Below are 13,507 nucleotides of genomic sequence, written 5' to 3'. Positions count from 1 at the left end.
GAGAAGATCCTGCTGGGTTGGGAAAGAAAGTGTGGGGGTGCAACCTGGGGGTTTAGAAAACGGACCAGCCGGTGCGGTCGGAAAGGTCGGCGAGAGCGGCGGTGCCGGCCAGGGAGTTTCCTTTGGCGTCCAGCCGCGGGCTCCAGACGCAAATGGCACAAACACCTGGAACAATGACCAGGATCCCGCCGCCCACACCGCTTTTTCCGGGAAGGCCCACGCGGTAGGCGAACTCGCCAGCGGCGTCATACATCCCGCACGTCAGCATGATGGAGCCGATGCGTTTCGCGTCGCTGGGGGACACCACGGTTCCCAGCGCTCCCTGGCCGTCGCGGGCGAGGAAGAGCCCGGCTTTGGCGAGTTCCACGCAGGTCATCATGATGGAGCATTGGCGGACGTAGTTTTGCACCACTGATTCCGCGGCCTGCTTCAGGTTGCCGAAGCCCTTCAGGAAGTGCGCCAGGGCCCGATTGCGGCTGCTGCTGGCGAGCTCGCTGGCTGCGGCGGCCTCATCGATGAATGGCCCAGTGCTGGCCGCCTGGGCGGTGAGGAACCGCAACACCTGGGCGGCGGCGTCGGACGTTTCTTCCATCAGGTGATCGGTGACCACCAGGGCGCCGGCGTTGATGAAAGGGTTCCGCGGGATGCCGTGCTCCAGTTCCAGCTGAACCAGGGAGTTAAACGAGGTGCCGGACGGTTCGCGCAGCACGCGGGACCACAGTATCCCTGAGCTGTCGCCTCGAAGCGCCATTGCGAGCGTGAACACCTTGGAGATGCTCTGGATGGAAAACGGGACGTCGGCATCGCCGGAACTGAACACCTCACCGGAAGTGGTGGCGACGGCGATCCCGAACCTGTCGAAAGGTACCGCTGCCAGGAGGGGGATGTTGGCCGGGACAGAACCGGTTTCCTGCTGTGGCCTGTGGCTGCGGACGATGTCGTCCAGTATTGGGTCCAACGGCGGTGCTTTGAGTGCTGTGGTCATTTCCTGCCCAGTTGTTCTTTAGGTGTGCCGGCCCATTCCTGGATGTGGAGCAGGGCCACCAGGGAGTCCCGCGGGTTGCCGAAGTTCAGCCCAGTCGCCCGGGATGCCTTGCTGATCCGGTAGTAGACGGTGTTCTTGTGCAGCCCCATCCTGCTGGCGCATTCGGCGACATCGAGCGAGGCTTCGAAGTACGCGTGCAGGGTTTCCGCCAGTTCGGCGTCCTGCCGCAGCAGGGCGGAAAGACTGCGGTGGCGGAATGTGGAGGACGTGAAATTCTGGACTGCCTCGCGGAAGAGGACCTCTCCCTCGAAGTCGTCCACGGTGGCAACGGCCGTATCCGGAGACGTGCCTACGCAACTCAACAGGGCCTCGGTGATACGGGTGGTTGAGTGGATGGACAGCAGGTCCGGGACTACCGGACCGACGGCTGCGAACGGGCTGATGCCGAGGTGCTTGCCGGCATCACGGACGATGGATTCGGCCAGGCTCCGCAGCCCGGGCTCCGCGACGGTTGACTGCAGGCCAGGGACAATCACGGCGGTGTCGCCCTTGAACTGGCCCACGACGGCGGACGCCTTGTAGGCGGCGGCGTGGATGGACGCCAGATTGGCGAGTTCGCCGTGCTTCAGTGCTGCGTCGTCGGCCTGAGCATCGGCATCGGACATTCCTATCAGGATCAATGCGGCCGGGCGCTCAGCGGAGATCTTCTCGCTGTGTGCACTGGCCGCGGCTTCCGCCGGACCTGACAAAATCCGGGCAATGCGGTCTTCGCGCATGTGTACGGACTGCTGGTTGCGGAATCGGATCAGCTCGGCGGAGGCCCGTGCAGCAGATCCGGTGAGCACGTGATCAACGTCCGTGCCGAAGCCCGCCCCCGTTTCCTGCAGCCAGATGTAGCCCATGATCCGGTCCCCGGCGAACAGAGTGACGGCCACGCGTTCCCGCAGCCCGTCCTGGGGCCGGGCCGGTACCCGCACCGGCAGCCGGGTCCTGTGCAGTTCACGGTAGGCGCCCAGGTCCTTCAGCAGCAGCTCGTATTTACGCGGACCGCGCCGGGCCAGGATGGAGGCCTTGCGCAGCTCGTCGATGTCGTTCGAAACAGTGGAGTATGCCAGGACCTTGTTGGCGGCGTCTTCGATGACCACGTGGCTGGATGTGAGCCTGGCGGTGGTCTGGGCGATGGCAAACAGGTCCTCTTCCAGCAGCGTCAGCACTTCGCTCTGGTAGCTGCGTGGCTGGATGCGGTCCTTGGCGATGGACAGCAGCCGGTCCCAGTCAGCCCCCGGATCCACCAGGAGCAGGCCGGTGCCGGCATCGCGGAGCAGCTCTTCAGCCTCGGCGAGCTCTTCACGCCTTCCCTTGACGGCCACCACCGGCGGAGGGTTCTTCAGGAGCCGCCGCAGCGCAGGCAAAGCCGAGCGGCCGCGGACGCCGATCAGCAGGACAAAGGCCGCGCCGCCGTCGGACGTTTCATCATCCGCATCCACTATCAGGAACCGTTCGATCGCAGAGCCGGCGGGAGCAGGCCGGAGGATGAGGCTGGCGAAACCCAGGGGGAGGTCCGAGAGAATATCGTCCACCGTAACAGCGGCCATGGGCTTCCTTCTGCGTCGATCTGGCCGGACGACTCTGTCCGGTCACCTCATGCTATCGAGGCAGGCTCCCCCAAAATATGGAAAGGAACCCAAATGCAGTGGCAGCTTTTCAGTTAGCGGACCAAGTTTCTACGGTTCATGGCCCTGTATGGCCTAGGGCCGGCCTTCGGGCGCGGTTAGCGTTACAGGCCGGCCGTTACAACGAAGCCGGGGAACGGATGACCAACCTCTAACGCGGCAGCTCCAGCCGCAGGCGCCCTGGTTGGAAGCCCCCACGCGAGTAGAACTCGAGCGCGGGGGCTTCCAGGGCTTCGGTGGGGGAACCGAAACCGAGATCAATCTACCGAGTCTGCACGGGCGCAACGATCGAAAACGGCCTGCCCGCACAAATCTTGTGGGAACCTTGAGCCAGCCCGCAGGCGCCTAACCCGCCGGCCTCAACGAGGTGATCATCCGTTTGATGTCCCGATATTCCGGGGTCTCTGCGTACTTCTTGGCCTGCTCCAGATACGGCAGGGACTCGGCCCCCGGCGTCACGTTGTTCCCGGGGTTGTAGAACGCACCGAACATGGCGGCGGTCGGCGGCCACGTGAAGAACTGGAAGATGTAGCACGTCGAGTCGCCGGTCGGCGGCGGGCCCGAGGTGATCCCATAGGCGGCCGCCGGCGTGTCGGCCGGCCCCGGCGTTGCGGCGGTCCCGCGGGCCTCGTAAACGAACCGAGGTGCCGCCGCGCCCTGGGTCAGCAGAGGCAGCTCCTGCGTCTCCAGCACCTCGTACGGGTACCGTTCCGTGCATGTTGAGCCGGTAGCCATATTGGTGCGGAGCGTCGCCAGCGGCTTGCCTGCTGCATTGGTTACCTCCGCAAAGGCGCCGCCGCCCTCAGGCAGTTCCCCGGCCGGGTCCCTGACGCTCCACGCTGCGGGGTGATCGAACGTCAGCTGGCCGTCCGCCGTCGTGTAGCTGGTCCAGGAGGCCGCCGCCGGTGCGGTGGCACTCGGAGAGTTGGTCGCCGTGGGCTTCGCAGTGGTGGTTCCGGTGGCCGTCGCTGAGGTGACGGTGGGGCTGGGACTCGACGTCGTCGTCGGTCCCGCCTGGGGGCCGCAGCCCGTGAAGAGCAAAGCCATCAGAATGGCTGTAGGAAAAACTGCGCCTGACGCGGCGGGACTGCGCATCACACCCTCCTTTGGGTCCGAGTTTGGTCCTTAAATTGTGAGGCCGGCGGGCGCGCCAGGATCCGGCGGCGGCCCGATTGGCGCCGAACCGTTGCGGGGATAACGAACAGATCCCGCAAACGCCCGGCTCAGGAATAGAGGGCCGCGAGCAGCTCGACGACGCCCTGCGTCCCCGCAGGCGGGTCGGACTTGGACCAGGCGACGTAAACGGGAACCGGGGCGGCATCACGCACGTGCCGGTACACAACACCCTTGCGCCGGTACTGGTGCGCCGTTGATTCCGCAGTGATGCCCCGCGCCTTGCCGCCGCCGATCACCGTCAGCCAATCGTCGACGTCGTCCGTGGCGATAGTGCGCTGCGGCTGCTGGCCTTCCGGCCACAGGTCCAGACGAGTACTTCCGGTCCGCCGGTCCAGGGCAATCGGTTTGCCCGCGGCTTCTGCAAGGGTGATGCTTCGCTTGCCGGCAAGGGCGTCATCCGCTGCCATGGCGCAGAAGCGGCTCTCCAGCCCGATGAGGACAAGGCTGATGGCCGCCGTGTCGGGGACCCGCCGCAGGATGGCGAAGTCGCTGGTTCCTTCCGCCAGTCCCGCCGTCGGGGTGTTGGTCCGGATGAGTCGCAGCTCCGTGTTGGGAAACGCGTCAGCCCACCTGCGTTGGAATTCCGTGGTGTGCCGGCCCAGCGCGGACCAGGCGTAGCCGATCCGGACTGTGCCGCCGCCGTCGGCCGCCTCCTGCTGGATGGCCTCCAGAATCGAGAGAACACGGCGGGCATGCCGGACAGTCCGGTCGCCGGCGGCCGTGAACTCAACGCTCCTGGTGGTGCGATGCATCAGGCGCACACCCAAGGCGCGCTCCAGTGCAGCGATGTTGCGCGACACGGCCGCCTGCGAGATGCCCAGCTCAATGGCGGCGTCAGTAAACGTCCCCGCTTCGGCCACCCCAACCAGGCAACGCAGGTGCCGCAGCTCCATCTCCATAAGCTCATTCTATTCATACGCTGCACGCATAAGAGAGCCCGTCTATGCATTTTGGACGAACCCGTTGCGGCCCCACACTCCAAGGATGGAGAACACACTAACTGCCGGCCGAGGCCGGGCTGGCGCCATCCTGGTGGCGAGCGCGCTCTCAAACCAGCTGGGTGCTGCCAGCGGTTCACTGGCCTTCCCCGCAATAGGCCCGGTGGGCGTGGTCGCAGCGCGGCAGCTCATTGCCGCGGCGGTGCTGCTGCCACTTGTCCGGCCACGCATCTTCTCCTTCACCCGCCACCAGTGGTGGCCCGTTCTTCTGCTGGCGCTGGTGTTCGGGACGATGAACCTCTCCCTGTACGCGGCCGTGGAGCGCATCGGGCTGGGCCTCGCGGTCACGCTCGAATTCCTGGGCCCCCTGGCCCTCGCCCTGATCGGTTCACGGACCAAGGTGGGCGCCGCCTGTGCCCTCCTTGCCGCGGCCGGGGTTGTGGCCATCACTCAGCCGGAGGCGTCCACGGACTACGTGGGCATCGGCCTGGGACTGGTTGCCGCGTGCAGCTGGGCCGCCTACATTCTCCTGAACAGGACCGTGGGCAAGCGGATCCCGGGCATCCAGGGGACGGCGGCCGCAACCGGAGTGTCGGCCGCACTCTTCCTCCCCGTGGGGCTGGTGACGTTCCTCAACCACCAGCCGGACGCGTTCACCGTCCTCTGTGCAGCAGGCGCCGGCGTACTGGCGTCCGTGGTTCCGTACGTCGCGGACGTGATCACCCTGCGCCGCATCCCCACCAGCCTGTTCGGCGTTCTGATGAGCATCAACCCCGTCTTCGCGGCATTGGTCGGGGCGCTGGCCCTGGGTGAAGCCCTGGGCATTGTGCAGTGGGCCGGCATTTTCCTGATCGCAGCGGCGAACGCGGCCCTGACCGCCGGGGCTGGCCGGCGCCCGCCAGTACCGCTGATGCCGACGGTCAGGAGAAGTTCTTCAGGGCCGCCGTCAGCAGGTTCCCCGCCGCTCCCAGGCGGTGATGCACTCCGTCGGACGCCACCAACTCCCCGTTGATGACCACCGACGTGACGTCGGCGGCGGTGGCGCTCAGCGGGAGCTGCTGCGGTTTCGATCCCGCGGTCCGTGCAGAGCCGGCGGCCACAGCCACCAGATCGCAGACAGCACCAACCCGCAAGGCCTCCGGTGCCACCGGCGTGGCCATGGAGCGGACTGCCCCCTCCGTAGCGGCGTGGAGCAGCTCCTCCGGCGAGAACCGGCCGCGCTCCCCGGAGCCCAGGCGCTCCCCGTACTCCAGGGCCCGCATCTCGATCCAGGGGTCGATCACGGCATGCTGGTCAGTCCCCAGCGCGATGGAGGCGCCAGCGTCGGACAGCGCCCGGGCGGGCCCGATGCCGTCGGCCAGGTCCGCCTCGGTGGTGGGACACATGACCGCTGTTACCCCGGCGTTTCCGAGCAAGGCGATGTCTTCAGCCGTCAGGTGCGTGCAGTGGACTGCAGACAGGCGCTGGCTGAGCAGGCCGTGCCGGGCCAGGAGTCCTGTGGGCGTCAGACCGTGCGCTGCCAGGCACGCCGCGTTCTCGGCGGGCTGCTCGCTCAGGTGGATGTGAAGCGGCAGGTCGTGCGGCAGCTGTTCGGCCACCACAGCCAGGTCCGCCTCCGGTACCCCGCGGACGGAGTGCAGCGCGGCCCCCACACTGACCATGCCCGGCGGGAAGGTACTTGCGATGTGGGTCCGAAGGGAAGCCAGCCGGTCAAGCCAAGCGTGCACGTCAGCGTCACCGAACCGTGCCTGCTCCTGGCTCAGCGGCATGCCAATGCCGCCGGCCAGGTACAGCGTGTCCAGCAGCGTCAGCCGGATCCCGGCGGCAGCAGCAGCCCTCGCCAGGGCAAGCTCCATGGCATGCGGTTCCGCGTACGGTTTCCCGCCGGGCTGGTGGTGAACGTAATGGAACTCGGCCACGCTGCTGAAGCCGGCCACGACCATCTCCGTGAAGACCGCCGTGGCGAGCTGCTCGTAGGCTTCGGGCGTCAGCTCGGCTGCGCTGCGGTACATGTGCTCCCGCCAGACCCAGAAGTCGCCGCGGTTGTGGTGCGTGCGGCCGCGCAGGATCCGGTGGAACGCGTGAGAGTGGGCGTTGGCCGCGGCCGGGAAAACCACGCCGGACAGGACATGCGCCTCAGGGGAAGGGTCAACGGACGGGGAGATTCGCGTGATCCGGCCGCCCTCCGCTTCAATCTCCACCCGCCCGGCAACTGCGGGACCGGCGCCGCCGTCGAACATTGCCGCCTCGCACCAGTACCGCATCACAGCAGGCCTGCCAGGACGTCGGCGAGGGCGGCAGCGCCAGCGCCGGCGTCCTCATCGGTGACGAATTCTTCCGGGGAGTGCGAGATACCGCTCGGGTTCCGGACGAACAGCATGGCGGACGGCACAAACCCGGCCAGCACACCGGCGTCATGACCTGCCCCGGTGGCCAGCAGCGGCGCGTCCGGCAGCATCCCGCTGATGCTTCGGGTCAGGTCCGGATCAAAATGCACCGTCCCGCTGTAGGACTCCTCGGTCAGCGTCACCGTGCAGCCTTCCTCCGCTGACACCCGCTGGGCCCTCCCATGGATGGCTTCGATCAGCCGGGCCGTGACGGCATCGTCCGGGTGGCGCGCATCCAGCCACATGTCCACCCGGGAGGCGATGACGTTGGTGCCGCCCGGCACCGGGATCAGGCGCCCCACCGTGGCGCGCGCATCGGGTTGGCGGGCGGCGGCCTGCCGGATGGCCACGATGATCTGGGCGGCCGCCACCATCGGATCCGCCCGGTCCGCCATCAGGGTGGTCCCGGCGTGGTTGCCCTGGCCGCTGATGCTCAGCTTCCAGCGCCCGTGGCCCAGGATGGAACTGCCGACGGCGATGGCCGGGCCGCCCGCGCCGAGGCCCTTGCCCTGCTCCACATGCAGTTCAACGAAGTCACCGATCCGTGCCAGCGCCTGCGGATCCGGCCCGATGTGGCGCGGGTCCAGGCCATTGGCGCGGGCGACGTCGGCGAACGTGTTGCCGTCGCCGTCGCGCAGGTTCCGCGCTTTGTCGACGTCGATGGCTCCGGTCAGGAGGCGGGATCCGAGGCAGGCAACTCCAAAGCGGGAACCCTCCTCTTCCGGGAAGGCAGTAATGGCCAGGGAGCGGCGCGGCTGGACGCCCCGGGCCTTGAGGAGATCGACGGCGGCCAGCGCGGACGCGACCCCCAGGGGACCGTCGAAGGCCCCGCCGCCGGGGACGGAGTCGAGGTGGCTGCCGGTCACCAGGGCACCATCCTGGGGCTTGCCCCACCACGCCCAGATGATGCCGTTCCGGTCGGTCTCGACGTCCAGGCCACGCTGCGTTGCCTGCTCGATGGACCAGGACCTCAGGTCGAGTTCCGCCGTCGAGTAGACGGCCCGGGAATAGCCTCCGCGGACCGCATCGCGGCCCACGTCCTTGATGGAATCGAGGAGTTGGTTGACGGTTTCCACATGAACCTCCGATTGGTACGAACTGCCACCAAGTAAAAGCCACTTTCCACTCCATGGCAAGGCTTGGGGACAACTGCCCTTGACATTTAACGAGCCTGCAACACGCCGGAAACGGGACTGTTGCACTGGCGGCGATCAACCCGGATTTTGTGAAGAACGAGTGAAATTTAGGCGCCATCTATTGTCATCGAGTGAAAGTTGGTTTTTACTTAGTGGCAAGACATTAGTGATTCACACCACTCGAAAGCGGGTCAACCAGTGGCTGCAGATTCTTCAACCCGGACGGTGGAACGGGCCCTGGCGCTGCTGAGTGCCGTCTGTACAGACGGTGCCATCAGCCTCAGCGACGCGGCCCGGCTGGTTGATCTGTCCGCCAGCACGGCCCTGCGTCTGCTCCGGACGCTGGAGGCCAGCGGGTTCGTCTCACGGGATCCGGGCGGGAACTTCAGGCCCGGCGCCAGCGTCATCCAGCTGGGGGCACTGGCCCTGGGCCACGAATCGCTGGTCTCCCTCTGCACCCCGGCCATGAAGGGACTCGTCGCAAAAACCGGTGAGTCCTGCTACCTCAGCATTCCCGGCACTGGCGACACCGGAATCTACATAGCAATCGTTGAAGGAACCCACTCGATCCGGCATGCCAGCTGGGTCGGCAGAAGTATCCCGCTGGAGGGATCGGCTGCAGGCAAAGTCCTCACCGGCGGCGAGTCCGAACGCGGCTTCGCAGTCATGCGCAGCGGCGTTGAAGATGACGTGACGGCGGTTGCCGCCCCCGTCATCATGGGCGGCCGGACCGTGGCCGCCCTGAGCATCGTGGCCCCCAGTTACAGGCTGAACGAGCTGAAGGCAACGAAGATCGGCGAGGACCTGGCGAGGGTGGCCAAAACCATTCTCACTACGCCCTCCGAAAACCATGAAAAGCCCCTGGAAAGCATGGATACAAAATGATCAGGTTTGAAAGTGTTACCAAGACCTACCCGGACGGGACAGTGGCCGTGGATGGGCTGGACCTCGAAGCCCCCACCGGCAAGCTGACCATCCTTGTGGGCCCGTCAGGCTGCGGGAAGACCACCTCGCTCCGGATGATCAACCGCCTCATCGAGCCCACCGCCGGAACCATTTACCTTGATGACCAGCCCACCTCCGGGATGGATGCAGCATTGCTCCGCCGCCGGATCGGCTACGTGATCCAGCACGCCGGACTCTTCCCGCACCGCACCATCGTGGACAACGTGGCCACCATGCCCCTGCTCCTGGGCGAGAGCCGGCAGAAAGCCCGCATGAAGGCCCTTGAGCTCATGGAGCGCGTTGGCCTTCCGGCGAACTTCGCCAAGCGCTACCCCTGGCAGCTCTCGGGCGGCCAGCAGCAGCGTGTTGGCGTGGCCCGTGCCTTGGCATCGGACCCTGCGTTCATGCTTATGGACGAACCCTTCAGCGCCGTGGACCCCGTGGTCCGTGCGCAGCTCCAGGACGAATTCCTCCGCCTCCAGCGTGAAATCGGCAAGACCATCATCATGGTCACCCACGACATCGACGAAGCCCTCAAGCTGGGGGACCAGGTGGCCGTGATGCGCGTCGGCGGGAAGCTCGCCCAGATGGCCACGCCGTCGGAGCTGCTCACCTCCCCGGCCGACGAGTTCGTGGCCGACTTCGTGGGACGCGACCGGGGCTACCGTTCCCTCGGCTTCACCAGCGCGGCCGGAACCGTGACGGTGAGCGAAGAGGCTGTGGTTCAGCTCGGAGACTCCGCCGCGGAGGCACACGCCAGGGCCACCGGCGCGTGGGTCCTGGTGGTGGACGGCGGACGGAAACCGCTTGGCTGGGCACAGCCCGAGCTGATCGTCGGCGAGCTCAAGCGGGAGCATCTTAACCTCAGCGGCACGTCCGCAACATCGGCCGGCACCATGCGCCAGCTGCTTGACGCAGCGCTGTCCTCCCCCAGCCGGCGCGGCGTCGTCGTCAATGACACCGGTGAGCTCATCGGCACGGTCACTGCGTCCGACATCGTCAAGGCCATCGAGGCCGAACCGCACCTGGAGACGGCGCGATGAACATTGAATGGCTGGGCCGCCAGTTCGACAATATTGTGTTCCTGCTCGGCTGGCATGTCCTGCTTGCCGTCACCCCACTGATCCTCGGCCTGCTGATTGCCCTGCCCTTGGGCTGGTGGGCACACCGCAGCCGCCGGATCTACCCCCTCTTGGTGGGCATCGCGGGCCTGCTGTACACCGTGCCCTCGCTGGCATTGTTCGTGCTGCTGCCGCTGGTGCTGGGCACCAAGATCCTGGACCCCCTCAACATCGTGGCCGCGCTGACCATCTACACTGTGGCGCTGCTGGTCCGCGTGGTTGCCGATGCCCTGGATTCCGTTCCTGAGGACACCGCCCAAGCAGCCAAGGCCATGGGCTACCGCGGCTACCAGAGCCTCCTCAAAGTTGAACTTCCCGTCGGCGTTCCGGTGATCTGCGCCGGTCTCCGCGTCGCAGCGGTCTCCAACGTCAGCCTGGTGTCAGTGGCCGCGCTGCTGGGTATCCCCCAGCTCGGTTCCCTCTTTACCCAAGGCTTCCAGCTGCGGTTCTTCACCCCGATCATCGCCGGCATCATCCTCTGCGTGGTCCTGGCCATGATCCTTGACGGCCTGATCATCCTCCTCAACCGGTGGCTGACACCGTGGACCCCCAAGGTGGTGGCATCATGAACTACTTGTTCGACCCCGCGCACTGGACCGGCGCCGACGGCATCCCGAACCTGATCGGCGAGCACCTCGTCTACTCGCTCATCGCCCTCGCCATCGCGGCCGTCATCGCAGTTCCGCTCGGCGTCTACATCGGTGTCACGGGCAAGGGCGTCTTCATGATCGCCGGCCTGGCCAATGCCCTCCGCGCCCTACCCAGCGTGGGACTGCTGATCCTGCTCGTGCTGCTGATCTCGCCGGCCTTCCCGTCCAAGATGGGCTACATCCTGCCGAGCCTCATCGTCCTGGTGCTGCTCGCGGTGCCGCCCATCCTGACCAACACCTATGCCGGCATCCGGGCAGTGGATGCGGCCGCCGTCGACGCTGCCAAGGGCATGGGCTTCCGCACCATGAAGATCCTCACGGATGTTCAGCTTCCCTGCTCGCTCCCGCTGGTGCTGTCCGGCGTCCGCAGCGCATTGCTGCAGATCATCTCGACGGCGACCATCGCGGCCTACATTTCGCTCGGCGGACTCGGCCGCCTGCTGATCGACGGCAAGGCCCAGAACGACTACAACCAGATGGTTGCCGGCGCCGTGCTGGTGGCCCTGATGGCCCTGGTCTTTGACCAGCTGCTCGCCTTCATCACGCGCCGGATCGTCTCACCAGGACTGACCCGGCGCACCGTCAAATCGGCCGCCGCGGCCGACACCGTGAAAATCCCCGTCACGGTCTGAATCACCGCCCTACGCATCATCCCCCTCGCCGTCCGGCGAAAACCCCCAGCCTGGCCACTGCGTACCCTGCGCCAGCCTCCCCCAGAGAGTATCGACATGAAAAAGTACCTGACCGGCATCACCCTCGCGGCTGCTGCCGCCCTTGCCCTGACCGCCTGCGGCGGGGATCCCATGAGCAACTCCAACACCCAGGCAGGCTCAAGCGACAGCATCATTGTGGGCTCCGCGGACTTCCCGGAAAGCCAGCTCATCGCCAAGATCTACGCCGAGGCGCTCAAATCCAAGGGCGTCCAGGTGACCGAAAAGCCCAGTATCGGCAGCCGCGAAGTCACCATCCCGGCCCTCAAGGACGGCTCCATTGACCTCATGCCCGAATACGGCGGGGCCCTCCTGCAGTACCTTGATTCCGCGACCAAGGCAGTCTCCTCCGAGGAAGTCGCCAAGGAACTGGCCACCAAGGTCCCCTCCGGGCTGACCATGCTGACGGCATCTGAAGCCGAGGACAAGGATGTCCTGGCCGTCAAGAAGGAAACGGCCGAAAAGCACAACCTCAAGTCCATCAGCGACCTCCAGCCCGTGGCCAAGGAGCTCGTCCTGGGCGGCCCGCCTGAGTGGAAGACCCGCCTGAACGGTGTGGCCGGCCTCAAGTCGGTTTACAACCTGGAGTTCAAGGAATTCTCAGCGCTCGACGCCGGCGGTCCCCTGACGCTCAACGCGCTTCTTTCCGGCCAGGTACAGGTAGCCGACCTCTTCAGCACCGACCCCGCACTGGCCGCCAACAACCTGGTTGCCCTCGAAGACGACAAGAACCTCTTCCTGTCCGAGAACATCGTCCCGGTCATCAACGAGAAGAAGTCCACGGCCACCGTCAAGGAGGTCCTGGACAAGGTCTCGGCCGCGCTCACCACGGAAGACCTCATCGAGATGAACGGCCGCGTGGCGAAGTTCGAGGACATTGGCCAGATAGCCCAGGACTGGCTCAAGTCCAAGAACCTGGCTTAGGCCGCGCAGGATATTAGGAGAATTACATTGAAAGCCGATTTCACTACCGGTGCCCGCCCGGTCAAAGCTGCCCGCGGCACCGAGCTCACCGCCAAGAGCTGGCAGACCGAAGCCCCGCTGCGGATGCTGATGAACAACCTGGACCCCGAGGTCGCCGAACGCCCCGATGATCTGGTGGTTTACGGCGGGACCGGCCGTGCCGTCCGGTCCTGGGCCGCGTTCGATGCGATCACCCGCACCCTGGAAACCATGGAGAAGGACGAGACCCTCCTGGTCCAGTCGGGCAAGCCGGTGGGTGTGTTCCGGACCAACGAGTGGGCGCCGCGGGTGCTGCTGGCGAACTCCAACCTCGTGGGCGACTGGGCCAACTGGCCCGAGTTCCGCCGGCTCGAGGCCGAGGGCCTGATGATGTACGGGCAGATGACCGCCGGGTCCTGGATCTACATCGGCACCCAGGGCATCCTGCAGGGCACCTTCGAGACCTTCGCCGCGATCGCCCGCAAGCTCACCGGCGACCAGGACGGCACCCTCGCCGGGACCCTGACCCTCACGGGCGGCTGCGGCGGCATGGGCGGTGCCCAGCCGCTCGCGGTCACCCTGAACGAGGGCGCCTGCCTGATCGTCGACGTCGACGAGACCCGCCTGCGCCGCCGCGCCGGCAAACGCTACCTCGACGAGGTCGAAACCGACCTCGACACCGCCATCGCCAAGGTCCTGGCGGCCAAGGAAGAGCGCCGCGGCTGGTCCGTGGGCTACGTCGGGAACGCCGCCGAGGTCTTCCCCGAGATCCTGCGCCGCCACCGTGCGGGTGAACTCACGGTCGATATCGTCACGGACCAGACCTCCGCCCACGACCCCCTGT

General features: G+C 66.4%; 13 protein-coding genes. 7 read left to right on the top strand and 6 right to left on the bottom strand.

The window, feature by feature from the left end:
- Positions 1–52 precede the first annotated feature (52 nt).
- The 4 genes from ACX80V_RS20775 to ACX80V_RS20760 form a co-directional block, all read right to left on the bottom strand.
- Positions 53–985, bottom strand: coding sequence for a glutaminase (locus ACX80V_RS20775; protein WP_485844732.1), 933 nt, complete (start codon positions 983–985; stop codon positions 53–55).
- Positions 982–2,580 carry a PucR family transcriptional regulator gene (locus tag ACX80V_RS20770; RefSeq protein WP_485844731.1) on the bottom strand — a complete coding sequence of 533 codons (1,599 nt, stop codon included), beginning with the start codon at positions 2,578–2,580 and terminating at the stop codon, positions 982–984. Before ACX80V_RS20770 ends, ACX80V_RS20775 begins: the two co-directional genes overlap by 4 nt.
- A 423-nt stretch (positions 2,581–3,003) precedes the next feature.
- The gene (locus ACX80V_RS20765; protein WP_485844730.1) at positions 3,004–3,753 is read right to left on the bottom strand and encodes a hypothetical protein; all 750 of its coding nucleotides are present in this window, start codon (positions 3,751–3,753) and stop codon (positions 3,004–3,006) included.
- A 128-nt stretch (positions 3,754–3,881) separates the two neighbouring features.
- Positions 3,882–4,733: a LysR family transcriptional regulator gene (locus ACX80V_RS20760; RefSeq protein WP_485844729.1), complete on the bottom strand. Its 852-nt coding sequence runs from the start codon at positions 4,731–4,733 to the stop codon at positions 3,882–3,884.
- Positions 4,734–4,818: 85 nt separating this feature from the next.
- Between ACX80V_RS20760 and ACX80V_RS20755 the strand changes: the two genes are divergently transcribed.
- A complete protein-coding gene (locus tag ACX80V_RS20755; RefSeq protein WP_485844728.1) occupies positions 4,819–5,784 on the top strand; it encodes an EamA family transporter in 966 nt (321 codons plus the stop codon).
- Here ACX80V_RS20755 and ACX80V_RS20750 read toward each other — a convergent pair.
- Positions 5,693–7,036 carry a formimidoylglutamate deiminase gene (locus tag ACX80V_RS20750; protein WP_485844727.1) on the bottom strand — a complete coding sequence of 448 codons (1,344 nt, stop codon included), beginning with the start codon at positions 7,034–7,036 and terminating at the stop codon, positions 5,693–5,695. The genes ACX80V_RS20755 and ACX80V_RS20750 overlap by 92 nt on opposite strands.
- Complete coding sequence (locus tag ACX80V_RS20745) at positions 7,036–8,235, bottom strand: allantoate amidohydrolase (protein ID WP_485844726.1); 1,200 nt, start codon at positions 8,233–8,235, stop codon at positions 7,036–7,038. Before ACX80V_RS20745 ends, ACX80V_RS20750 begins: the two co-directional genes overlap by 1 nt.
- A gap of 258 nt (positions 8,236–8,493) precedes the next feature.
- Between ACX80V_RS20745 and ACX80V_RS20740 the strand changes: the two genes are divergently transcribed.
- From ACX80V_RS20740 to hutU, 6 genes are all read left to right on the top strand, one after another.
- Entirely contained in the window at positions 8,494–9,180 is a 687-nt protein-coding gene (locus tag ACX80V_RS20740; protein ID WP_485844725.1) for an IclR family transcriptional regulator, read from the top strand.
- Positions 9,177–10,283 carry an ABC transporter ATP-binding protein gene (locus ACX80V_RS20735; RefSeq protein WP_485844724.1) on the top strand — a complete coding sequence of 369 codons (1,107 nt, stop codon included), beginning with the start codon at positions 9,177–9,179 and terminating at the stop codon, positions 10,281–10,283. Before ACX80V_RS20740 ends, ACX80V_RS20735 begins: the two co-directional genes overlap by 4 nt.
- The gene (locus ACX80V_RS20730) at positions 10,280–10,930 is read left to right on the top strand and encodes an ABC transporter permease (protein ID WP_058930984.1); all 651 of its coding nucleotides are present in this window, start codon (positions 10,280–10,282) and stop codon (positions 10,928–10,930) included. Before ACX80V_RS20735 ends, ACX80V_RS20730 begins: the two co-directional genes overlap by 4 nt.
- Positions 10,927–11,643 (top strand): ABC transporter permease, encoded by a 717-nt coding sequence (locus ACX80V_RS20725; RefSeq protein ID WP_248763816.1) that lies wholly within the window; start codon positions 10,927–10,929, stop codon positions 11,641–11,643. Before ACX80V_RS20730 ends, ACX80V_RS20725 begins: the two co-directional genes overlap by 4 nt.
- 96 nt (positions 11,644–11,739) lie before the next feature.
- Positions 11,740–12,645: an ABC transporter substrate-binding protein gene (locus ACX80V_RS20720; protein WP_485844723.1), complete on the top strand. Its 906-nt coding sequence runs from the start codon at positions 11,740–11,742 to the stop codon at positions 12,643–12,645.
- Positions 12,646–12,672: 27 nt separating this feature from the next.
- The coding region (gene hutU, locus ACX80V_RS20715) for a urocanate hydratase (protein ID WP_485844722.1) at positions 12,673–13,507 on the top strand (835 nt) is incomplete at its 3' end.

The sequence above is a fragment of the Pseudarthrobacter arbutini genome, from assembly GCF_054510915.1.
This window is presented reverse-complemented; position numbering and strand designations above follow the sequence as displayed.

What these genes read in the sequence shown, in the direction of transcription:
- ACX80V_RS20775 (WP_485844732.1), bottom strand. Translation starts at nt 985, where the DNA reads ATGACCACAGCACTCAAAGCACCGCCGTTGGACCCAATACTGGACGAC.
- ACX80V_RS20770 (WP_485844731.1), bottom strand. Translation starts at nt 2,580, where the DNA reads ATGGCCGCTGTTACGGTGGACGATATTCTCTCGGACCTCCCCCTGGGT.
- ACX80V_RS20765 (WP_485844730.1), bottom strand. Translation starts at nt 3,753, where the DNA reads ATGCGCAGTCCCGCCGCGTCAGGCGCAGTTTTTCCTACAGCCATTCTG.
- ACX80V_RS20760 (WP_485844729.1), bottom strand. Translation starts at nt 4,733, where the DNA reads ATGGAGATGGAGCTGCGGCACCTGCGTTGCCTGGTTGGGGTGGCCGAA.
- ACX80V_RS20755 (WP_485844728.1), top strand. Translation starts at nt 4,819, where the DNA reads ATGGAGAACACACTAACTGCCGGCCGAGGCCGGGCTGGCGCCATCCTG.
- ACX80V_RS20750 (WP_485844727.1), bottom strand. Translation starts at nt 7,036, where the DNA reads ATGCGGTACTGGTGCGAGGCGGCAATGTTCGACGGCGGCGCCGGTCCC.
- ACX80V_RS20735 (WP_485844724.1), top strand. Translation starts at nt 9,177, where the DNA reads ATGATCAGGTTTGAAAGTGTTACCAAGACCTACCCGGACGGGACAGTG.
- ACX80V_RS20730 (WP_058930984.1), top strand. Translation starts at nt 10,280, where the DNA reads ATGAACATTGAATGGCTGGGCCGCCAGTTCGACAATATTGTGTTCCTG.
- ACX80V_RS20725 (WP_248763816.1), top strand. Translation starts at nt 10,927, where the DNA reads ATGAACTACTTGTTCGACCCCGCGCACTGGACCGGCGCCGACGGCATC.
- ACX80V_RS20720 (WP_485844723.1), top strand. Translation starts at nt 11,740, where the DNA reads ATGAAAAAGTACCTGACCGGCATCACCCTCGCGGCTGCTGCCGCCCTT.